This window comes from Streptomyces sp. NPDC048288 (assembly GCF_043201555.1).
In the GTDB taxonomy this organism is placed as follows: Bacteria; Actinomycetota; Actinomycetes; order Streptomycetales; family Streptomycetaceae; genus Streptomyces.
Genome location: NZ_JBICZD010000021.1, coordinates 57202 through 78021, shown reverse-complemented (window position 1 = coordinate 78021; position 20820 = coordinate 57202). Strand labels below are relative to the sequence as shown.

The following is a 20820-nucleotide window of genomic DNA, read 5'->3' as shown; positions in this document are numbered from 1 at the left end:
CGCTCCGCCGCCCGGCTCGGCCCGGTCTCGGCCGCGGCGGCGGTCAGGCGCCGAAGTCCTCCGGGAGCTCGGCGATCGGCAGGGGCTCCGCGGGCTTCTCGAGCGGCGGCAGTTCCGGGAGCTCGTCCCACGGCACCTGGATCTTTCTCAGGTCCGTCCGGATCCGCGCCGCCAGCCTCTTGGTGTCCCGGCGGTTCATGACCGCCCCCACCGCGGCGCCCACCATGAACGGCATCAGGTTGGGCAGGTCCCGCACCATGCGCTTCATGATCTGCTGCCGGAGCTCGCGCTTCATGTGCCCGCCGAGGGCGTTGTTGATCGTCGACGGCTTCATCACGTCGATGCCGCGCTCCCCCGACCAGGAGGCCAGGTACGCGGTGCTGCGGGCCTTGAGGTTCCCCGGCGGCCGCACGCCGTACACCTCGTGCAGTTCGGCGATCAGCTTCAGCTCGATCGCCGCGACCCCGGTGATCTCGGCGGCCAGCTCGGTCGGCATGGCCGGCGGCACCGGCAGCATCGCCGCCGCACCGACCCCGGCCCCGACCGCCGAGGTCGCGCCCGCGGCGCCCGCCACCAGTTTGTCGGCGAGCTGCTCGGGCCCGAGACCCGGGAACTGCCGGCGCAGGGCCGCGAGGTCACGTACGGGGACACGCGGGGCGATCTCGATGATCCGGTCCGCGAGGTAGCCGAGCCCCGCTTTCGCCCGGCTGCCGCCCATACGGGCGCCTTCCCGGGCCAAGTCCACGGCCTTGTCACGGATGACCGCGACCCGCCGCCTGACGACGGGCGCGGCCAGGTCCGCCGGCACCGGGAGGTCACCCCGGTCGGCGGCGGGTTCGAGCGAGGCTCCCGGATCGGGCGAGCCTCGCTCGGCGTCACGCGCGCGCGGGCCGTCGGACGGCCCGGAGTCCGCTCCCCGCGAGGGGAAACGGCGCTTCCGAGGTGGGGTCGAGCCAGTCATGCCCGACCCGCCCTCAGTCGCAGTCGCGGCAGATCGGCTGACCGTTCTTCTCCCGGGCCAGCTGGCTGCGGTGGTGCACCAGGAAGCAGCTCATGCAGGTGAACTCGTCCTGCTGCTTGGGCAGCACCCGGACGGCCAGTTCCTCGTTCGAGAGGTCGGCGCCGGGCAGCTCCAAGCCCTCCGCGGCCTCGAACTCGTCGACGTCCACGGCGGACGTGGACTTGTCGTTCCGCCGGGCCTTCAGCTCTTCAAGACTGTCCGAGTCGACGTCGTCGTCGGTCTTGCGTGGAGTGTCGTAATCGGTTGCCATGTCGCTCTCCCCCTCTGGGTGTCTGCGGTGTCTCCAGCGCACGTAACGCGTGAGAGGCCGGACTTGTGCCCGACCCGAGGCGGAGATTTTGCCTCACATCAAGGTCTGTTACTCAATCGACACCCAACCGGACCCCTCGAGAGTGATCGGGTTGAATGGCGATGGGGACCGTACACGGTCCTGTCGAGGCACTTCAAAGGCGCCTCATCCTGTACTTCCCGTGATCAAGACCCCTGAAAACAGGGATTTTCCCGGCTTTATTCCCCTAGCCATGATCACGGAGAGTAGATGGCCGGAATTCCGCCCATGTGATCGATCACACACGGGGGTGCGCGCCACGCCGCCCGAAAATTCCGCGCAAAGCGAACATCCCCCGCGTGTGTCCCGATCTTGTAACTGGCTCAGACCGGCAGGGTGACCCGCATCACGAGCCCGCCGCCCTCACGGGGCTGGGCCGCGATGTGGCCGCCGTGCGCCCGGGCCACGGACCGGACGATGGACAGGCCGAGGCCGACGCCCTTGTCGCTGCCCGTGCGCTCGGTACGGAGCCGTCTGAAGGGCTCGAAGAGGTTGTCGATCTCGTACGCCGGCACCACCGGTCCGGTGTTCGCGACGGACAGTACCGCCTGGCCGTGCTGGATCTCGGTGCTGACCTCGACCCACCCGTCCTCGGGCACGTTGTAGCGCACCGCGTTCTGCAGCAGGTTGAGCGCGATCCGCTCCAGCAGCACACCGTTGCCCTGGACGACCGCCGGTTTCCGCTGCCCTCTGATGGTCACGCCCTTGGCCTCCGCCTCGGCGTGCACCTGGTCGACGGCCTGGGAGGCCACCTCGGCCAGGTCGACCGGCTTGCGCTCGATGATCTGGTTGTCACTGCGGGCGAGCAGCAGCAGACCCTCCACGAGCTGCTCGCTGCGCTCGTTGGTGGCCAGCAGGGTCTTGCCGAGCTGCTGGAGCTCCATGGGCGCGCCCGGGTCCGAGAGGTGCACCTCCAGGAGCGTGCGGTTGATCGCCAGGGGCGTGCGCAGCTCGTGGGAGGCGTTGCCGACGAAGCGCTGCTGGGCGGTGAAGGCCCGCTGCAGCCGCTCCAGCATGTCGTCGAAGGTGTCCGCGAGCTCCTTGAGCTCGTCGTCCGGGCCGTCCAGCTCGATCCGGCGGGAGAGGTCCGAGCCGGCCACCGCGCGGGCGGTGCGGGTGATCCGGCCGAGCGGGGAGAGCACCCGGCCGGCCATCGCGTAGCCGAACGCGAAGGCGATCACGGCGAGGCCGAGGAGGGCCAGCAGCGAGCGGCTGAGCAGGTTGTCCAGGGCCGCCTGGCGCTGGTGGTCCACGCACTGGGCGATCGCGGAGTTGAAGTCCGTGATCGGCACGTTGGGCATGCCGGTGATCGCCGCGCACTTGTCGCTGGAGACCTTGATCTCGGAGCCGCTGACGATCTTGAAGAACGGCTGGTTCCCGGTGCTGATCGCCTGCGCGGCCAGCAGATAGATGATCGACAGCAGCAGGATGCCGGCGATCAGGAACATGCCGCCGTACAACAGCGTCAGCCGTATGCGGATGGTGGGGCGCAGCCACGGGAAGACCGGCTGCGGCCGCCTCGGGTCCCAGGTCGGCTTCGGGGGCGCCTGCGGGGGTGCGGGAGTGGTCGCCACAGTCATCAGATCCGGTATCCCGAACCGGGGACGGTGACGATGACGGGGGGCTCGCCGAGTTTGCGGCGCAGGGTCATCACGGTCACGCGTACGACGTTGGTGAACGGGTCGGTGTTCTCGTCCCAGGCCTTCTCCAGGAGCTGCTCGGCGGAGACCACCGCGCCCTCGCTGCGCATCAGCACCTCCAGGACGGCGAACTCCTTGGGCGCGAGCTGGACCTCCTTGCCGTCGCGGAAGACCTCGCGGCGGTTGGGGTCGAGCTTGATGCCGGCACGCTCCAGGACGGGGGGCAGCGGCACGCTGGTACGGCGGCCGAGGGCCCGCACGCGCGCGATGAGCTCGCTGAAGGCGAAGGGCTTGGGGAGGTAGTCGTCGGCGCCGATCTCCAGGCCCTCGACGCGGTCGCTGACGTCGCCGGACGCGGTCAGCATGAGGACGCGCGTGGGCATGCCCAGCTCGACGATCTTGCGGCAGACGTCGTCGCCGTGCACGAGCGGGAGGTCGCGGTCGAGGACGACCACGTCGTAGTCGTTGACGCCGATGCGCTCCAGGGCGGCCGCACCGTCGTACACGACGTCGACGGCCATGGCCTCCCGGCGCAGTCCGGTGGCCACCGCATCGGCGAGCAGTTGCTCGTCCTCGACGACGAGTACGCGCACGTCGCTTGTCCTTCCTCTGTCCACCCGCGTAGCGCGCACCGGCGCACACGGGCAGGGTTCTCCACGGGATGTGTGACCTCCATCCTGCCCTTTTCGGCCATAAGTCGGCAGTAAGACGGGGGCGGGGACGGCCGGATCGGAGGCGGCCGGGCGGGAATGCGAGATTTTCTCCTGCGGTTGAGGTTTCCACGGAAGGGAGCGGGGGGAGGACGGCATGTACACCCCGCGATCACGCTCTGCATGTGCCGCAACACCATGCGGTACGTACACCGCCGCTACAGCAGAGTGGACGATGGGGGTGTCCGGCACCGTCGCCGCCCAGCAGGGCAGCGCTGGGCACCCGCGAGAGACGTGATCGCCCCTTTCGAACGGCACACCCCCGTGCCACCGACCCACGACCCTGGACGAGGGGGCGCAGCATGGACGCATTCACGACGGGACTTCTGCAGCGCATAAAGGCGACCGAGTCCGACATCACCCGGGCTCGTGACGAGGGCGACGACTTCCTCGTCGAAGTGGAACAGGCCGAGCTCGACGACCTGCGCCGCCTCGCCGCCGAACACGGTGTGGAAGTCGGCGCGACCAGCGTCTGATCCAGCCCGCAACGCACGAACAGGGCCCCGGCGAATCCAGCGCCGGGGCCCTGCCCGTACCTGATCCCTGCCCGCCGCGACCGCGTTCGATTCCTGCCGAACGCCGAACGCCGAACGCCGAACGCCGAACGCCGGTCTCCGGCGGCGGTTGCGGCGGTTCCTCAGTCGTGCCAGGCCCCGAAGTCCTCCAGCAGGCCCTGGAGGGGCTCGAAGACGCCCGGTGTACCGGCGACGGTCAGATCGCGGGACGGGGGCCCTCCGGGGCGGCCACCGGTCAGGGCGCCCGCCTCACGGGCGATGAGGTCCCCCGCTCCCCAGTCCCACGCGTTGAGTCCGCGCTCGAAGTAGCCGTCCAGCCGGCCGCAGGCCACGTCGCACAGGTCGACCGCCGCCGAGCCGCTGCGCCGGATGTCGCGCAGCAGCGGGATCAGCCGGGCGGCGACCTCGGCCTGGTGGGTGCGGACCGCGGCGACGTAGTTGAAGCCCGTGGAGACCAGCGCCTGGTCCAGCGGCGGGGCGGGCCGGCAGCGCAGCTCGCGCTCGCCCTCCCACGCCCCCGTGGCCCGGGCCCCGCCGCCGCGCACCGCGTGGTACGTCTCGCCGCGCATCGGCGCCGCCACGACGCCCACCAGGGTCTCCCCGTCCTGCTCGGCCGCGATGGAGACCGCCCAGGTCGGCAGCCCGTAGAGGTAGTTGACCGTGCCGTCGAGCGGGTCGATCACCCAGCGGATCCCGCTGGTGCCCTCCGACGAGGCGCCCTCCTCGCCGAGGAAGCCGTCGTCGGGGCGGTGCCCGGAGATCAGGTCGGTGATCAGCTTCTCCGCCGCGATGTCCATCTCGGTCACGACGTCGATCGGGCTGGACTTGGTCCGGGCGACCGCGAGGTCGGCGGGGCGGCCGTCCCGCAGCAGCGCGCCCGCGCGGGCGGCCGCTTCGAGGGCGAGGTCCAGCAGATCCTGGTACGGGGCGTCGGTCACGGGGCTCCTCACGCGTAGGGGCTGTCGGCGCCGGCCGCGGCCGGGCGGGGGGCACGGGCCGGGCAGCAGCCGACCGGGCACACGTCGTGGCTCGCGCCGAGCGCGCCCAGGGCGCACGGCGTGACCTCCCGTCCGCTCTCCGCGGCGGCCCGCTCCAGGACCAGGTCGCGGATGGCGGCGGCGAACCTGGGGTCGTCCCCGACGGTCGCGGACCGCCGTACCGGCAGCCCCAGTTCCTCGGCCTTGGCCGTGGCCTCCGTGTCGAGGTCGTAGAGGACCTCCATGTGGTCGGAGACGAAGCCGATGGGGGCCATGACGACGGCCGGGACCCCGGCGCCGTGCAGGGTCTCCAGGTGGTCGCAGATGTCGGGCTCCAGCCACGGGATGTGCGGGGCGCCGGAGCGGGACTGGTAGACGAGCCGCCAGGGGTGGTCGACGCCGGTGCGCTCGCGGACCGCGTCGGCGATCAGCTCGGCCACGTCCAGGTGCTCCTCGACGTACGCGCCGCCCTCGCCGTGCGTCCCGACCGGGCCGGAGGTGTCGGCGGACGCGGTCGGGACGGAGTGGGTGGTGAAGGCGATGTGGGCGCCCGCGCGGACGTCCTCGGGGAGGTCGGCGAGGGACGCCAGCACCCCGTCGATCATCGGCTCGACGAAGCCTGGGTGGTTGAAGTAGTGCCGCAGCTTGTCGACCTGCGGCAGGTCGAGGCCCTCGGCCGCCAGCGCGGCCAGCGAGTCCGCGAGGTTCTCGCGGTACTGGCGGCAGCCCGAGTAGGAGGCGTAGGCACTGGTGGCGAGCACCAGGACGCGGCGGCGGCCGTCGGCGACCATCTCGCGCAGGGTGTCCGTCAGATAGGGCGCCCAGTTGCGGTTGCCCCAGTAGACGGGCAGGTCCAGGCCGTGCTCGGCGAAGTCCTTGCGCAGGGTGTCCAGCAGGGCGCGGTTCTGGTCGTTGATCGGGCTGACCCCGCCGAACAGGAAGTAGTGCTGCCCGACCTCCTTGAGACGTTCCTTCGGGATACCGCGCCCGCGCGTCACGTTCTCCAGGAACGGGACCACGTCGTCCGGGCCTTCCGGGCCGCCGAAGGAGAGCAGGAGCAGGGCGTCGTAGGGGGTGGCATCGAGCGCGTCTGACATGTGCCGATCCTGCCACCCGGCGCTGACCGCCCGGAAACAGGAGCGTGAAGAGTCGGATTCGGGAGGTTTATCCCCAGTGCCCAGCGGGTGCATGAGGGTCCCCTTACTCGTAAGCTGTATCAGCCGCAATCACGCCTTACCGAGTACCGAGCCGTCGGAGACCCCCGTGCCCAGCCCCTACCGCGCCCTGTTCGCCGCACCCGGCACCAAGGGCTTCTCCGCCGCGGGCTTCGTCGGCCGGATGCCGCTGTCGATGATGGGCATCGGGGTCGTCACGATGATCTCCCAGATCAGCGGGCGGTACGGGCTCGCGGGCGCGCTCTCGGCCACCATCGCGCTCTCCGCCGCCGCGCTGGGCCCGCAGGTGTCCCGGCTGGTCGACCGGCACGGCCAGCGCCGCGTCCTGCGCCCCGCGACCCTGCTCGCGCTCACGGCGGCGGCCGGGCTGCTGTTCGCCGCCCGGTACGGAGGACCGGACTGGGTGCTGTTCGTGTGCTCCGCCGGGATCGGCGCGGTGCCGAGCCTGGGCGCGATGATCCGGGCCCGCTGGGCCGCCCTCTACCGGGGCACCCCGCAGCTGCACATCGCCTACTCGTTCGAGTCCGTCGTCGACGAGGTGTGCTTCATCTTCGGGCCGATCATCTCCATCGGCCTGTCCACGGCCTGGTTCCCGGAGGCGGGCCCGCTGCTGGCCGCCTGCTTCCTCGCCGCCGGGGTCTTCTGGCTGACCGCCCAGCGGGCCACCGAGCCGAAGCCGCACCCGCGCGAGCACCACGGCCGCGGTTCGGCGCTGCGCGCCCCCGGCCTCCAGGTACTGGTGGCGACCTTCGTGGCCACCGGAGCGATCTTCGGGGCGGTCGACGTGGTGACCGTCGCCTTCGCCGACGAACGCGGTCACAAGGGTGCCGCCAGCGTGGTCCTGGCGCTCTACGCGGCGGGCTCCTGCCTCGCCGGGGTGGTCTTCGGCCTGTTGCGGTTCGCGGGGAAGCCGGAACGCCGGTGGCTGCTGGGCATATGCGCGATGGCCGTGAGTATGATCCCCCTCCTACTGGTCGGAAACTTGCCGCTTCTGGCCGTGGCGCTGTTCGTTGCGGGTCTGTCCATCGCGCCGACGATGATCACGACGATGTCCCTCATCGAAGAGCACGTACCTCGCGCGAAACTCACCGAGGGCATGACCTGGGTGAGTACCGGCCTCGCGGTCGGGGTGGCGCTCGGCTCCTCGGTCGCCGGCTGGGTGATCGACGCTGCCGGGGCCCGTGCCGGGTACGGGGTCCCGGCCGTGTCCGGGGCCGTCGCGGTCGCGGTCGGTTTCCTCGGGTACCGCCGGCTCAGCAGGCCGGCCACGGGTCGGGGAGGCATCGTTGGGCAGCACAGCGAGCGGGAAGAGCGGCACGTGGCGTAACTGGGGAGGGAATGTCACCGTCCGCCCCGCGCGGGAGGTCACGCCCGCCTCCGTGGACGAGCTCGCCGCGGCCGTACGGCAGGCGGCCGAGGACGGCCTGAAGGTGAAGGCGGTCGGCAGCGGCCACTCCTTCACCTCGATCGCCGCCACCGACGGTGTCTCGATCCGCCCTCAACTGTTGACCGGCATCCGCGGCATCGACCACCAGGCCATGACCGTCACGGTCGAGTCGGGCACCCCGCTCAAGAGACTCAACATGGCCCTGGCCCGCGAGGGCCTGTCGCTGACCAACATGGGCGACATCATGGAGCAGACGGTCTCCGGTGCCACCAGCACCGGCACCCACGGCACCGGCCGTGAGTCCGCCTCGCTCGCCGCCCAGATCAAGGCGCTCGAACTGGTCACCGCCGACGGCTCGGTGCTCACCTGTTCGGAGAAGGACAACCCCGAGGTGTTCGCGGCGGCCCGGGTCGGCCTCGGCGCCCTGGGCATCGTCACCGCGATCACCTTCGCGGTGGAGCCGCTCTTCCTGCTCGCCGCGCGCGAGGAGCCGATGCCGCTGGACCGGGTGCTCGCCGAGTTCGACCAGCTCCGCGCCGAGAACGAGCACTTCGAGTTCTACTGGTTCCCGCACACCGGCAACACCAACACCAAGCGCAACAACCGCAGCGCGGGGCCGGCGCAGCCGGTGAGTCAGCTGGCCGGCTGGTTCGAGGACGAGTTCCTCTCCAACGGAGTCTTCCACGCGGCCCAGTTGCTCGGCCGCGCGGCGCCCGCCGTCGTACCGACGATCGCCCGGATCTCCAGCACGGCGCTGTCCGCGCGGAGTTACACGGACATCCCGTACAAGGTCTTCACATCCCCGCGCCGGGTGCGCTTCGTGGAGATGGAGTACGCGGTTCCGCGCGAGGCGCTGGTGGACACGCTGCGGGAACTGAAGGCGATGGTCGACCGTTCAGGTCTCAGGGTGAACTTCCCGGTCGAGGTCCGCACCGCCCCGGCCGACGACATCGCGCTGTCCACCGCCTCCGCCCGGGACAGCGCCTATGTCGCCGTGCACATGTTCCGCGGCACTCCGTACCAGGCGTACTTCACCGCCGCCGAGCGCATCTTCACCGCCCACGAGGGGCGCCCGCACTGGGGCAAGGTGCACACCCGGGACGCGGAGTACTTCGCCGAGGTCTATCCGCGCTTCGGCGAGTTCACCGCACTGCGGGACCGGCTCGACCCGGACCGGCTGTTCCAGAACGACTACCTGCGGCGGGTCCTGGGTCAGTGAACTCGCCCGGCGCCGGGGGCGCTTGCTCCCGGCGTCCGCCGGCCCCCCTTCGAACTTCCCTTCGCCCCCTCCCCCGTACCGGTTCCGGGAGGGGACGTACGGACGAAAGCCATTAGTTCCGTTTCGGTGGATTGCGTGAAGTACGCCACGTTCAAGATCCCGAGAAGCGGGCAACCGGCGGCCGAAGAGCGGTTGTTGCCAGAAGTTGGGCGGCGCGCCAATCCACGCACGTGGCCCGAATGGAGTACTGTTTCGAGCCCTGGGTCCGGTCTCCCGCCTGGGCGTCCGGAGCCTTGCAGGACCGCCGGGAGGGGGCTAGTTGCACAGGGTGACGGAGTTGGTCACTTAGCGTTGCGAATAGGTAACCGTGCCATAACGGCGTTCCCGGGCCCGTGCCCGACACGCCGGGCAACTCGGCAAGGTTGTGGCAGGCTGCACCCGGGCAGGCCACACTCGACTAGCGGAAGCAGCGACGCACGTGACGTCGGCAGGCACCACCCGGGAGGTCCCCATGCCCGAACTGCGTGTCGTGGCCGTCTCCAATGACGGCACACGGCTGGTGCTCAAGGCTGCCGACTCAACGGAGTACACCCTTCCGATCGACGAACGGCTCCGTGCCGCCGTGCGCGGCGACCGGCCCCGGCTCGGGCAGATCGAGATCGAGGTCGAGAGCCATCTCCGGCCCCGAGACATCCAGGCGCGGATACGGGCGGGCGCCAGCGCGGAAGAGGTCGCGCAGCTCGCCGGGATCCCCGTCGACCGGGTGCGGCGCTTCGAGGGTCCGGTACTGGCCGAGCGCGCCTTCATGGCCGAACGAGCCCGCAAGACACCCGTCCGCAGGCCCGGCGAGAACTCCGGTCCGCTGCTCGGCGAGGCCGTGCAGGAGCGACTGGTGCTGCGCGGCGCCGAGAAGGACACCGTCCAGTGGGACTCCTGGCGCCGTGACGACGGCACCTGGGAGGTCCTGCTGGTCTACCGGGTCGCGAGCGAACCGCACTCGGCGAGCTGGACCTACGACCCGCCCCGGCGGCTCGTCCAGGCGGTCGACGACGAGGCGCGCTCGCTGATCGGCGAGTCCGACGACCTCGCCGTACCGGAGCCCAGCTTTCCGTTCGTGCCGCGGATCGCGCGGCTGCCGCGCGACCGGCCGCTGGATCGCACCGGCGACCGGGACCGCGAGCGGCCGAGTCTGCCCGCGCAGTCGTCCGAACCGGTCGAGGAGACGACCGGCGAACGCGACTCGCTGACCAGCCTGTTGGAGGCGGTGCCGAGCTTCCGGGGCGACATGGTGGTCCCGGAGCGCCCGGCGGAACCCCAGCCGGAGGAGCCCGTCACGGAACCGGCGGAGGAGGAGCCCCCCGCCCCGGCGGCCTCGGCCGGCTCCGCCTACGCGGACGTCCTGATGCCCCGTTCGGTCGGCAGCCACCGCGACCGCCTGATCGGCGCCACCGACCGCCAGGCCGAGGCCGACGGTGTCCGCCCCGGCCGCCGGGCCGCCGTGCCGAGCTGGGACGAGATCGTCTTCGGCACGCGGCGCAAGAAGCAGGAGTAGGAACAGGTCGTACGACCGTACGAGGGCGGGAGGCACGCGAGCGCGCCTCCCGCCCTCGTCGTGCGCTACTGCGGGTCGGGACCGACCGCGACCGGGCGGGACGGATCGGACGACCACTCCGACCACGAACCGACGTACAGCGCCGCCGGGATGCCCGCGACGGCCAGCGCCAGCACCTCGTGGGCACCGGAGACGCCCGAACCGCAGTAGACGCCCACCTCGGCCCCCTCCGAGGCGCCCAGGCCCTTGAAGCGGCCCTGGAGTTCGGCGGCGGGCAGGAGGCGCCCGTCGGGGCCGACGTTCTCGGTGGTCGGCGCCGACACGGCACCCGGGATGTGGCCGCCGACCCGGTCGATCGGCTCCACGTCACCCCGGTACCGCTCCCCCGCGCGGGCGTCGAACAGCACACCCGAACGAGCCAGCCCGGCCGCCCCGTCCACGTCGAGCAACGGCACGGCGCCCGGCGCCGGTTCGAAGTCGCCCCGGACCGGCTCGATCAGGTCAGTCGAAAGAGCGCCCTCCCAGGACGGCAACCCGCCGTCGAGCACCCGCACATCCGGGTGACCCGTCCAGCGCAGCAGCCACCAGGCGCGGGCCGCCGCCCAGCCCTGCCCGCCGTCGTAGACGACGACCGGCCGGTCCGCCGACACGCCCGCGCGGCGCATCGCCGCACCGAAGACGGCCAGGTCGGGCAGCGGATGCCGGCCGCGCTCGCCGGGCGCCGAGGCCAGTTCCCCGTCCAGCTCCACGAAGACGGCGCCCGGCAGATGCCCGGCCGCGTACGCGGCCCGGCCGTCGAAGGCCGGTGTGCCGGGCGGGGTCAGCTGCCAGCGGACGTCGAGCAGTACGGGCGGGTTCGGCCCGGTCAGGTCGTCGGCGAGTTCGGTTGCGGTGATGATGGCTTCCATGGCCCCATCCTTACGCCAGGGGTGGCCGCAACGTCCAGGTACGACTACTCTGCTCGGCCGGACAGCCTCGATCACCGGGCGTACGGGATCGGGCACATGCTGTACAGCTGATGGACACCCGACGGCAATCGACCGGAAACGGGCGAGAAGCGGCAGACCAGGCATCCTCGCGGCGAAACCGCCCGCACGGGCGTGGACACCCGACGCCACGGAGGGTGCGGGAACCGGCACAGGGCGTGCCCGGGGCCGCGGCAGGACCGGTCCGGGGAGCGGAAGCGACACGGCCACCGCGAGGGGCCGAGGAGAGAGTGACGATGACCGAGGTACGGGGATCGGCGGGCGCGAACGGCGGCACACACGCCCGGCGCGCGCCCGGCACCCCCTGCTGGGTGAGTCTGATGGTGCACGGCTTGACCACGACCGAGGAGTTCTACGGAGCGCTGTTCGGCTGGGAGTTCCAGCCCGGGCCCCAGCAGCTCGGCCCCTACGTGCGGGCCCTGCTCGACGGCCGGGAGGTCGCGGGGATCGGGCAGCTGCCGCCGGACCTGCGTCTGCCGATCGCCTGGACGCCGTACTTCGCCTCCGACGACGTGGACCTGACGGCCGAGACGGTACGGCTGTGCGGCGGCACCCTGGGCGTCGGCCCGCTGGACGCGGCCGAGGCCGGGCGGATGGCCATCGGCTCCGACCCCTCCGGCGCGGTGTTCGGCATCTGGCAGGCCACGGCCCACCTCGGCACGGCCGTCACCGGCGTCCCCGGCACACCCGCCTGGAACGAACTGCTCACCTTCGAGACCGGAAGCGTCGCCAAGTTCTACGAGACGGTGTTCGGTTACGAGGAGGAGCCGGTGGTCTCCGCCGGCTTCGACTACGTCACCCTGCACGTCGAGGGCCGGCCGGTGGCCGGCATCCACGGCGTCGGCCTCTCGCTGCCCCGGGACCGGGGGCCGCACTGGCTGACGTACTTCGAGGTGGCCGAGGTGGACGCCACCCTGCGCGGGGTGACCGCGCTGGGCGGCCGGGTGCTGAAACCGGCCCGGGACAGCGCGCACGGGAGGGTGGCCACGGTGGCCGACCCGGAGGGCGCGGTCTTCTCGGTGATCCAGAGCCCGCGCTGAGCCCGCGCCTCCGGCCGGTTCACCGACGGCCGGTCCGGCGTGGGACGGCACGGACCGCGCCGCCCCACGCCTCACTCGCACCGGTCAGTGCTTGCCGCACTTGTTGACGTCGATCCGCACGATCTGCGGGTCGTGGTCGCTGGCCTGGTCCGCGAACTCGGCGTTGATGTGCACCACGTCGTAGTCGAAGTGGGTCACCGCCGGGCTGGTCAGGATGTGGTCCAGGGTCTGCGAGTTGCCGTCGTACACATAGGTGTAGCGCTGATCGGCCGGCAGGGTGGTGATCAGCGGCTTGAGGACGCCGCCGTCGGTGAGGGTGGTCACCGTCCGGGAGAACTCGTAGTCGTTCAGGTCGCCGAGCACCACGGCCTTGGCGTTCTTGTCGGCCGCGAGCAGGGACTTGACGAACGTGTTGACCTCGGCGGCCTGGGCCGCGCGCTGGGTCTCCGAGCTGCGGGCCGGCGGCTGGTAGCGGCCGTGCAGGGGCTGGTCGCCGCCCTTGGACGTGAAGTGGTTGGCGACGACGAACACGGTCTCGCCGTGGAAGACGAACTCGCCCACCAGCGGCTTGCGGCTGCTGTCCCAGGCGTCGCTGGTCGGGTCGATGCGGCCCGGGGAGTACGTCAGCTGCGCGCCCTTGCGGGTCTTGACCACGCTGGTGCCCGTGGTGGCGTCGCCGCCGGCGCGGTCGGTGAAGGAGACCCGCTTGGGGTTGAAGAGGAAGACCTGGCGGATGTTGCCGCCGGGCTCGCCGCCGTCCTGGTCGTTCTCCGGCGAGATGTAGCGCCAGGAGTAGCGGGGGCCGCCGGCCGCGCGGATGGCGTCGGTGAACCGCTTCAGGGTCGCCTCGGCGGTGACGGTGCCGTCGTCCGTGGCGCCGTTGTCGTCCTGGATCTCCTCCAGGGCCACGACGTCGGGCGAGTTGAGGTTGACCGCGACGCCCTCGGCGAGCCGGTCGAACTTCTCCTGGTCGTCCAGCGCGTCCAGGTTCTCCACGTTGTACGTGGCGACCGCCAGCTCGTCGCCCTTCTGGCGGCGGGTCACCTCGCGCTTGAGGCCGTTGTCGACCAGGCTGCCCAGCTGGGTGGCCTGGACGTTGTAGCCGCCGTACGTGGAGTAGTCGAGCGGGCCGGTGGTGGCGCCGGACAGCTCGTCGCCGACGTTCGCCGCCGGGAAGGCGGTGGTGGTGTCGAGGGACATCACCTCGATACGGCCGGTGTTGGGCTGGTCGTACGAGGAGTAGAGGGTGCCGCCGCGCGGGGTCGGGTTCTCGTCGGGCTTGACCGTCACCCACAGCTCGCCGTACGCGTCGGAGGCGCCGACCACGCGGGCGTCGGAGAACGTGGTCCGCATGCCCTCCAGGGACTCGTAGAAGTCCTGGGCGTAGACGGTCGGCTGGAGGGCGAGCGACTCGATGCTCGCGCCGTCGGCGGTGGGGATGTACGCGGCCGGTACGGAGGCCGCGTCCAGGGTGACGGCCGCGGGCAGCGCGTTGCCGCTGGAGAGCACGGTGGTGGTCGGGCTGCCGATCTCGGTGACCGACTGGCTGGTGCTGCTCGGGTAGTACTCGCTGACCTTGCCGCTGACCAGCACCGAGTCGCCGACGGCCACGGCGGGGACGGCCGAGCCGGTGTACACGAAGACGCCCTCGCTGGTGCGCGGGTCGGCGTCGGGCGTCGGGTCCTGGATCCAGAAGCCCTTCGAGCCGGAGGTACGGACACCCGTGACGATGCCCGGCACCTTGGCGACGGTCTGCCCGGCGAGCGGGGAGAGCCGGGTGGTGCCCTGGATGTCGTGGACGCGGACGGTGCCCGGCTGGGTCGGGTCGTCGTCGCCTCCGCCGTCGCCGTCGCCCGAACCCGGCGTCTGACCGGCCGAGTTGACGGGCGAGGGGGTGCCCGAGGCGAGGTCCGCCGCGTTGTCGTCGGTGTCGGCCAGGGTGGCGGCCCGCGCCACGGAGGCGGTGTTGGAGGCGCCGGTGGCCGGGCCGCTGCCCTCGCGGACGACGGCGGTGCCGTAGCCGACCAGGTCGACAATCCGGCTGTCGGCCGCGCAGTCGGCGGCCGTCTTGCAGGTGAGCGCGGTGGTGCCGGAGACGAGGGCGATGGTGCCGGTGGTCGCGCTCATCGCGATCGAGCCGGTCGCGTCCGCGGTCGGCAGGGCCGTGGTGCCGCCGGTGCCCTGCGCCTCGGCGACCAGGAAGCGGCCGCCGGGGGCGACCGAGCCGGTCAGCTGGGTCACCTGCCACTGCGAGGACGAGGACGGTGAACCGGGCAGGTACTGCACGCTGTAGCCGGCCAGGTCGTACGCGGCGGACCCGGCGTTGCCGAGCTCGACGAAGTCCCGGGTCAGGGTCGCGCCGGAGTTGCCGCCTCCGCCGTACACCTCGGCGATCACCGCCGTGGCGGACGGAGCGGCGTACGCGACGGGGAGGGCGGTGATCGCGAAGGCGCTCGCCGCGCTCACGGAAATCAGCGGGTAGGCGGCGCGGCGCATGCGGGATCTGCTCCCTGCGGGTCTGGACACGCTGGCGGTCTCCTCGGACGTCGGATGCTTCAACACGCCGCCGACCGACGGCGCTTGGACCGGTCGTGTGGGGGGAGTCGGCTCAAGTTACGCGCGTAGAGACGGGATCGCCAAGGGCTCTTGGGTTAAATCCAGGAAACAGCGGGGTGGTTCGGGTGGCCCTACGGGACCGGCAGGACGTCGGGCGAGAGGGCCGCCGCCCGGGCCGTCGCGCTCGTCATCCGCTTGCGGTGGTGGCGTCGGCACAGCACCTCGTAACCGACCTTCCCGGCCGAGCCGTTGACGTCTCCGACGACCACCTGGGCGCCCTCGACGACCATCTCGCCGTCGACCGTGCGGGCGTTGTGGGTGGCGCGGGCGCCGCACCAGCACAGGGCCTCCACCTGGAGCACCTCGACCCGGTCGGCCAGCTCCACCAGCCGCTGGGAGCCGGGGAACAGCTTGGAGCGGAAGTCGGTGGTGATGCCGAACGCGTAGACGTCCAGGCCCAGATCGTCGACCACGCGCGCGAGCTGGTCGATCTGCTCGGGCGCGAGGAACTGCGCCTCGTCGGCGATGACGTAGTCCGCGCGGCCGCCCTGGGAGAGGTGGTCGACCAGGTAGGCGTACAGGTCCTGGCCGTCCTCGACCTCGACGGCGTCCGTGACCAGGCCCAGCCGGGAGGACAGCTTGCCGTGGCCCGCGCGATCGTCACGGCTGAAGATCATGCCGACCAGGCCGCGGGCCGACCGGTTGTGCTCGATCTGCAGAGCCAGGGTCGACTTCCCGCAGTCCATCGTTCCGGAGAAGAACACCAGCTCGGGCATGGGGAGTTGAGCACCTTTCGGTTGCGGTGGGGCGGTGGGGGACGAGGGTGTCAGGAGCGTACTTCGAGCAGCGGGACGAGCTGCTCGGCGGGGGTCATCGAACCGTGGTTGCCGACCATGGCCGACTCCTTGGGCTCCCGCTCGGAGGCGATGATAAGAACGTCGTCGTGCGCGGCCGCGACCACGTCGCCGATCCGTTCGCGGACCCGCCGGTCGAACCGGTCCGGCGGGCCGAACCAGCCGGCCGCGATCGCCTCGTCCCGCGAGGCCACCCAGAACTGCTCCCCGAGCACCTCGCGCCAGCAGGTCAGCACGTCGTCCTCGGCGCCCGGCACCGCGTAGACGTGCCGGGCCCGGCCCTCGCCGCCGAGCAGGGCGACCCCGGCCCGCAGCTCCCAGTCCTCGTCGAAGTCGATGCGGTGCTGCTCGTCGAACGGGATGTCGACCATGCCGTGGTCGGCGGTGACGTACAGCGCGCTGCGCGGCGGGAGCTGCTCGGCGAGCCGCTGGACGAGCCGGTCGACGTGCATGAGCTGACCGCGCCAGGTGTCGGAGTCGACGCCGTAGCGGTGCCCGGCGCCGTCCAGTTCGGCGTAGTACGTGTACACCAGGGCGCGGTCGGCGGCGGCCAGCTGCTCCGCCGCGAGGTCCATCCGCTCCTCGCCGGTCAGCCGCCCGTGAAACGTTCCGCCGCTGAGCGCGACCTTGGTGAGCGGGGTGTGCTGAAAGTGCGGGGAGGAGACCTGGGCGGCGTGCACCCCGGCGTCCTGGGCGAGCTGGAAGACGGTGGGGTACGGCTGCCAGGCGGCCGGGTCGGTCCAGGGCTGCCAGCGGAGCTGGTTCATCAGCTCACGGGTGGCCGGGTTGCGGACGGTGTAGCCGGGCAGGCCGTGCGCGCCCGGCGGCAGGCCGGTGCCGACGGAGGCCAGGGAGGTCGCGGTGGTCGCGGGGTAACCGGCGGTGATCGGCCGTCCCGTCCCGCCGCGCGAGCTGCCGAGCAGCGAGGTCAGCAGGGGCGCCTCGCCCGGGTGGGCCTTGATCTGCTCCCAGCCCAGTCCGTCGATCAGGAAGACGCAGTTGCGGTCGGCCGCGGACAGCTCCGTGATCGACGCGGTCATTCCGGGGACGGCCATGCCGGCGGCCAGGGTGGGCAGCAGGTCGGCGAGGGAGCCGCTGCCGTACTCGGGCAGCGGCGCGGAGTCCAGGGCGAGCGGTTCCGGGTGGTCCCAGGCGGCGTACGCCATCAGCGCGTGACGTCCGCGGTCGCCTCGGAGATGGCCTGGGCGAAGGCGAGCGCCTGGCGCACCGTCTCCGGGCCGTCCCCCGCCTCGCTGACGCGCAGGCTGAGGTCGTCGGCGGTGGAGTTGCCCGTGTACCCGTGGTCGGCCTCGCAGTTGGGGTCGCCGCAGGCGGCCGGCTCCAGGTCGATGCGGGAGACCGCGCCCCAGCCGATGGTCAGCACGATCTCGCGGGGCAGGGTGCCCGGCGTGTACTGCTCCGGGTTGGCCACGACCCGGCTGACCACGACCGACGAGATCCGGCCGAGCTTGACCGACTCCGTCGAGGTGGTGGCGTACGGGGTCGGGGAGGTGCTGTCGGCGGCCTGCTCGTCGGTGTGGCTGACGATGAAGCGGTTGCCGGTGAGGACGAGCACGGTCACATGCCGCCGGACCTCGTTCTGGTCGAACGTCGTCTCCTGGTGGACCAGGTACGACCGGATCGGCTCGCCGCCCACGGCGGCCTCCACCGCCTCGGCCACGAGGGCCGGGTAGTAGCCGCTGCGCTCGATCGCGACGCGCAGCCCCTGGGTCGTCGTACTGGTCTTGGCCATGGCGTCCATCTTAATCCGTGGGCAAGGGGGCCCGGGCCAGTCGGGAGGCCCGCTTCGAACGCCGTCGGCGGAGGCGGGCGTTCGCTCCGCTCAGTACGCGGGCAGGGTGCGCGGGCCGAGATCGTCGCGGGCGGGCGGGGGTGCGAGGCGGACGGTGGCGCCGAGGACGCTGAGGCCGTGCCGGGCGACCACGACCGGTTCCAGGGTGACCGCGACCACCTCGGGGTGGTCGTCGACCAGCCGGGACACCCTGAGCAGCAGCTCCTCCAGGGCGGGCGTGTCGACCGGGGTCGAGCCGCGCCAGCCGAACAGCAGGGGGGCGGTCCGGATCGACCGCACCAGTGAGGTCGCGTCCCGGTCGGTGACCGGAACCAGCCGGTGCGCCATGTCCCCCAGCAGCTGGGACGCGGCCCCCGCGAGCCCGAACGACAGTACGGCCCCGGCGGCCGGGTCGATCACGGCCCGTACGACGGTGTCGACGCCCCGGGGCGCCATCCGCTGCACCACCGGGCGCAGCTCCTCCGGCGGCCCGAACAGCTCGGTCAACTCGGTGTACGCCCGGCGCAGTTGCTCCTCGTCCGCGAGATCCAGCCGCACCCCGCCGAGGTCCGCGCGGTGGCGCAGGTGCGGGGCGGTGGCCTTGAGCGCGACGGGGTAGCCCAGGTCGCGGGCGGCCCCGGCGGCGGCCTCGGGGGTGGGGGCGGGCAGGGCGCGGTGCACGTCGATGCCGTACCCGCCGAGCAGCGCGCAGGTCTCCTCGACGCCGAGGGTGAGCCCTTCGCCCCGCTCCAGCAGCGCCCCGATCAGCTCGGCGGTCCCCTTCTCGTCGATGTCCTCGTACTCGGGCACCTTTCCGGGCTCGGCGGCCTCCCGCCGCCACTGCGCGTACTTCACGGCCTCGGCGAGGGCGCGTACGGCGCGTTCGGCGGCGGGGTAGGCGGGGATGAGGCGGGAGCAGGGGTGGGGGGTGGGAGGCGCCGGTGTCCTGTCGGCCGCCGCTTCCGCGGTGGGCGGGCGTTCCGCGGGGCGCTGGAGATCCCCCCTTTCCGGCGGAGCCGAGGCCTGCGATGCCTGTGATGCCTGCGGCGCCTGCGGCGCGGTGCGGCCCGCGGCCGACAACGCCTCCGCGAGCCCGCCGAGCTCCACGTGCACCACGAGGACCGGCTTGCCCGGAACCCCCTCGGCCGCCGAGCGCAGCGCCTCCGCCAGCTCCGCGTCCCCGACCGTCCCCTCCCCGATCGTGGGGATGGCGGTCACCACGACCGCGTCGCACGAGTCGTCCGCCAGCGCTCCGGCGAGCGCCCGGTGGAAGTCCGCCGCCGTCGCCCCGGTCGTCAGATCGAGCGGCCGCGCGGGGCGCAGCCCCTCGGCCAGGCAGCGGTCGTACGTGAGCAGCCCCAGCGACTCCGAGTTCCCGACGATCGCCACCCGGGGCCCGGCCGGCAGCGGCTGGCGCGCGAGCAGCAGCCCCGCGTCGACCAGCTCCGTGATCGTGTCGACGCGGATCACCCCGGCCTGCCTCAGCAGCGCGGACACCGTGGCGTGCGGCAGCCGGGTCGCCCGTACCGCGTGCCCCTGCGGGGCGGACCCGGCCCCCTGGACCACGACCAGCGGCTTCGCCGCCGCGGTCCGCCGCGCGAGGCGGGTGAACTTGCGCGGGTTGCCGATGGACTCCAGGTACATGAGGACGACGTCGGTGTCGGGGTCGTCGTACCAGTACTGGATGACGTCGTTGCCGGAGACGTCCGCGCGGTTGCCGGAGGAGACGAAGGTGGAGACGCCCGTGGTCCCGGTGACGCCTCCGCCGCGCCGGTGCAGCCGGGAGAGCAGGGCGATGCCGATGGCGCCGGACTGGGCGAACAGGCCGATCCGGCCGGGGCGGGGCATCTCGGGCGCGAGGGAGGCGTTCAGCCGGACGTCGTCCGCGGTGTTGATGATCCCGAAGGCGTTGGGGCCGATGATCCGCATGCCGTACGTGCGCGCGTGCCGGACGAGTTCGCGCTGGCGCGCGCGGCCGTCCTGGCCGCTCTCCGCGTATCCGGAGGCCAGCACCACCAGGCCCTGGACGCCGTGTTCGCCGCAGTCGGTGACGACGCCGGGGACGTGCTCGGCGGGTACGGCGACCACGGCGAGGTCGACCGGTCCTTCGATGTCCCGTACGGAGCGGTGCGCGGACACCCCGTCGACCTCCTTGAGGTCGTCCGGGAAGGCCTGGTTCACGGCGTGCAGGCGGCCGGTGAAGCCGGCGTCCCGGAGGTTGCCGAGGACGCTGCGGCCGACCCCGCCGGGCGCGCGGCCGACGCCGATCACCGCCACGGAGCCGGGTGCCAGCAGCCGTCGTACCGAACGGGCCTCCGCGCGCTGCTCGCGCGCCCGCTGGACGGCGACGGAGCGGTCCGTGGGCTCCAGGTCGAACTCCAGGCGGACGACACCGTCCTCGAAGCTGCGCTGCTGGGTGTAGCCGGCGTCCGTGAACACCTTGATCATCTTGGAGTTGGCGGGCAGCACCTCGGCCGCGAACCGGCGGATGCCGCGCTCGCGCGCGACGGCGGCGATGTGCTCCAGCAGGGCGGAGGCGACCCCGCGGCCCTGGTGGGCGTCCTGGACGAGGAAGGCGACCTCGGCCTCGTCGGCGGGGGCGGAGGCGGGCATTCCGTCGGTGCCAATGCGGTCATAGCGTACGGTTGCGATGAACTCGCCGCCGATGGTGGCCGCGAGTCCCACCCTGTCCACAAAGTCGTGGTGCGTGAAGCGGTGGACGTCCTTGGCGGAGAGCCTGGGGTACGGCGCGAAGAAGCGGTAGTACTTCGACTCGTCCGAGACCTGCTCGTAGAAGCTGACCAGCCGGTCGGCGTCGTCGACGGTGATGGGCCGGACGCGCGCGGTGCCGCCGTCGCGCAGTACCACGTCCGCCTCCCAGTGGGACGGGTACTCGTGCCGGTCCTGCGGGTCCGCCGGGGTCTGCATGGGCCCCAGCGTACGGCTCGCGTACGACAACGGCGCGAGGCAGTCTGTGCAGGACGGAAGTCGGACCGAGGCCGCGGTCCGACGACACACCCGGAGGGGGCCCATGCCCGCTCCGAGGTTGCTTCACGATATGGGAAACT

The 20820-nt window shown here is 72.2% G+C and carries 17 protein-coding genes; 5 read left to right on the top strand and 12 right to left on the bottom strand.

Annotated features, from left to right (window positions below; translation table 11 throughout):
* Nucleotides 1–43: 43 nt before the first annotated feature.
* The 4 genes from ACGFZS_RS46180 to ACGFZS_RS46165 all read right to left on the bottom strand — a co-directional run bounded on the left by ACGFZS_RS46180 (nt 44) and on the right by ACGFZS_RS46165 (nt 3582).
* A complete protein-coding gene (locus ACGFZS_RS46180; protein ID WP_393800225.1) occupies nt 44–961 on the bottom strand; it encodes a hypothetical protein in 918 nt (305 codons plus the stop codon).
* 13 nt (nt 962–974) lie between these two features.
* The gene (locus tag ACGFZS_RS46175; protein WP_005481602.1) at nt 975–1271 is read right to left on the bottom strand and encodes a DUF4193 domain-containing protein; all 297 of its coding nucleotides are present in this window, start codon (nt 1269–1271) and stop codon (nt 975–977) included.
* A 401-nt stretch (nt 1272–1672) separates the two neighbouring features.
* Nucleotides 1673–2923 carry a sensor histidine kinase gene (locus tag ACGFZS_RS46170; RefSeq protein ID WP_393800236.1) on the bottom strand — a complete coding sequence of 417 codons (1251 nt, stop codon included), beginning with the start codon at nt 2921–2923 and terminating at the stop codon, nt 1673–1675.
* 5 nt (nt 2924–2928) lie between these two features.
* Nucleotides 2929–3582 (bottom strand): response regulator transcription factor, encoded by a 654-nt coding sequence (locus ACGFZS_RS46165; protein WP_003993508.1) that lies wholly within the window; start codon nt 3580–3582, stop codon nt 2929–2931.
* Nucleotides 3583–4001: 419 nt separating this feature from the next.
* On the opposite strand from ACGFZS_RS46165, the gene ACGFZS_RS46160 reads away from it, so the two are divergent.
* Nucleotides 4002–4175, top strand: coding sequence for a hypothetical protein (locus tag ACGFZS_RS46160; protein WP_165939545.1), 174 nt, complete (start codon nt 4002–4004; stop codon nt 4173–4175).
* Nucleotides 4176–4336: 161 nt separating this feature from the next.
* Here ACGFZS_RS46160 and ACGFZS_RS46155 read toward each other — a convergent pair whose 3' ends face one another.
* On the bottom strand, nt 4337–5152 hold the full coding sequence (locus ACGFZS_RS46155) for an inositol monophosphatase family protein (RefSeq protein ID WP_393800224.1): 816 nt from the start codon (nt 5150–5152) through the stop codon (nt 4337–4339).
* A gap of 8 nt (nt 5153–5160) precedes the next feature.
* Nucleotides 5161–6288: a ferrochelatase gene (locus ACGFZS_RS46150; RefSeq protein ID WP_393800223.1), complete on the bottom strand. Its 1128-nt coding sequence runs from the start codon at nt 6286–6288 to the stop codon at nt 5161–5163.
* Between the two features lie 166 nt (nt 6289–6454).
* On the opposite strand from ACGFZS_RS46150, the gene ACGFZS_RS46145 reads away from it, so the two are divergent.
* The 3 genes from ACGFZS_RS46145 (at nt 6455) to sepH (ending at nt 10524) form a co-directional block, all read left to right on the top strand.
* Nucleotides 6455–7693 (top strand): MFS transporter, encoded by a 1239-nt coding sequence (locus ACGFZS_RS46145; RefSeq protein ID WP_393800222.1) that lies wholly within the window; start codon nt 6455–6457, stop codon nt 7691–7693.
* Entirely contained in the window at nt 7653–8972 is a 1320-nt protein-coding gene (locus ACGFZS_RS46140; RefSeq protein WP_393800221.1) for a D-arabinono-1,4-lactone oxidase, read from the top strand. Before ACGFZS_RS46145 ends, ACGFZS_RS46140 begins: the two co-directional genes overlap by 41 nt.
* Before the next feature lie 511 nt (nt 8973–9483).
* Nucleotides 9484–10524: a septation protein SepH gene (gene sepH, locus ACGFZS_RS46135; protein WP_393654711.1), complete on the top strand. Its 1041-nt coding sequence runs from the start codon at nt 9484–9486 to the stop codon at nt 10522–10524.
* A gap of 65 nt (nt 10525–10589) precedes the next feature.
* Here the strand turns inward: sepH and ACGFZS_RS46130 are convergent, their stop codons facing one another.
* The gene (locus tag ACGFZS_RS46130) at nt 10590–11432 is read right to left on the bottom strand and encodes a sulfurtransferase (protein ID WP_393800220.1); all 843 of its coding nucleotides are present in this window, start codon (nt 11430–11432) and stop codon (nt 10590–10592) included.
* Between the two features lie 314 nt (nt 11433–11746).
* On the opposite strand from ACGFZS_RS46130, the gene ACGFZS_RS46125 reads away from it, so the two are divergent.
* Nucleotides 11747–12550, top strand: coding sequence for a VOC family protein (locus ACGFZS_RS46125; RefSeq protein ID WP_393800219.1), 804 nt, complete (start codon nt 11747–11749; stop codon nt 12548–12550).
* 84 nt (nt 12551–12634) lie between these two features.
* Here ACGFZS_RS46125 and ACGFZS_RS46120 read toward each other — a convergent pair whose 3' ends face one another.
* The 5 genes from ACGFZS_RS46120 to ACGFZS_RS46100 form a co-directional block, all read right to left on the bottom strand.
* The gene (locus ACGFZS_RS46120; RefSeq protein ID WP_393800218.1) at nt 12635–15046 is read right to left on the bottom strand and encodes an endonuclease/exonuclease/phosphatase family protein; all 2412 of its coding nucleotides are present in this window, start codon (nt 15044–15046) and stop codon (nt 12635–12637) included.
* 191 nt (nt 15047–15237) lie between these two features.
* Nucleotides 15238–15882, bottom strand: a complete 645-nt coding sequence (locus tag ACGFZS_RS46115; RefSeq protein WP_355709943.1) for a thymidine kinase — start codon at nt 15880–15882, stop codon at nt 15238–15240.
* A 50-nt stretch (nt 15883–15932) separates the two neighbouring features.
* Nucleotides 15933–17126, bottom strand: coding sequence for an alkaline phosphatase family protein (locus ACGFZS_RS46110; protein WP_393800217.1), 1194 nt, complete (start codon nt 17124–17126; stop codon nt 15933–15935).
* Nucleotides 17126–17722, bottom strand: a complete 597-nt coding sequence (locus ACGFZS_RS46105) for a DUF5998 family protein (RefSeq protein WP_123973540.1) — start codon at nt 17720–17722, stop codon at nt 17126–17128. The genes ACGFZS_RS46110 and ACGFZS_RS46105 overlap by 1 nt, the downstream gene beginning before the upstream one ends.
* Before the next feature lie 81 nt (nt 17723–17803).
* Nucleotides 17804–20680: a GNAT family N-acetyltransferase gene (locus tag ACGFZS_RS46100; RefSeq protein WP_393800216.1), complete on the bottom strand. Its 2877-nt coding sequence runs from the start codon at nt 20678–20680 to the stop codon at nt 17804–17806.
* Nucleotides 20681–20820: the final 140 nt, after the last annotated feature.

Coding starts and splice junctions, on each gene's coding strand:
- ACGFZS_RS46180 (WP_393800225.1), bottom strand. CDS start 961: ATGACTGGCTCGACCCCACCTCGGAAGCGCCGTTTCCCCTCGCGGGGA.
- ACGFZS_RS46175 (WP_005481602.1), bottom strand. CDS start 1,271: ATGGCAACCGATTACGACACTCCACGCAAGACCGACGACGACGTCGAC.
- ACGFZS_RS46160 (WP_165939545.1), top strand. CDS start 4,002: ATGGACGCATTCACGACGGGACTTCTGCAGCGCATAAAGGCGACCGAG.
- ACGFZS_RS46150 (WP_393800223.1), bottom strand. CDS start 6,288: ATGTCAGACGCGCTCGATGCCACCCCCTACGACGCCCTGCTCCTGCTC.
- sepH (WP_393654711.1), top strand. CDS start 9,484: ATGCCCGAACTGCGTGTCGTGGCCGTCTCCAATGACGGCACACGGCTG.
- ACGFZS_RS46130 (WP_393800220.1), bottom strand. CDS start 11,432: ATGGAAGCCATCATCACCGCAACCGAACTCGCCGACGACCTGACCGGG.
- ACGFZS_RS46125 (WP_393800219.1), top strand. CDS start 11,747: ATGACCGAGGTACGGGGATCGGCGGGCGCGAACGGCGGCACACACGCC.
- ACGFZS_RS46120 (WP_393800218.1), bottom strand. CDS start 15,046: ATGCGCCGCGCCGCCTACCCGCTGATTTCCGTGAGCGCGGCGAGCGCC.
- ACGFZS_RS46115 (WP_355709943.1), bottom strand. CDS start 15,882: ATGCCCGAGCTGGTGTTCTTCTCCGGAACGATGGACTGCGGGAAGTCG.
- ACGFZS_RS46110 (WP_393800217.1), bottom strand. CDS start 17,126: ATGGCGTACGCCGCCTGGGACCACCCGGAACCGCTCGCCCTGGACTCC.
- ACGFZS_RS46105 (WP_123973540.1), bottom strand. CDS start 17,722: ATGGACGCCATGGCCAAGACCAGTACGACGACCCAGGGGCTGCGCGTC.
- ACGFZS_RS46100 (WP_393800216.1), bottom strand. CDS start 20,680: ATGCAGACCCCGGCGGACCCGCAGGACCGGCACGAGTACCCGTCCCAC.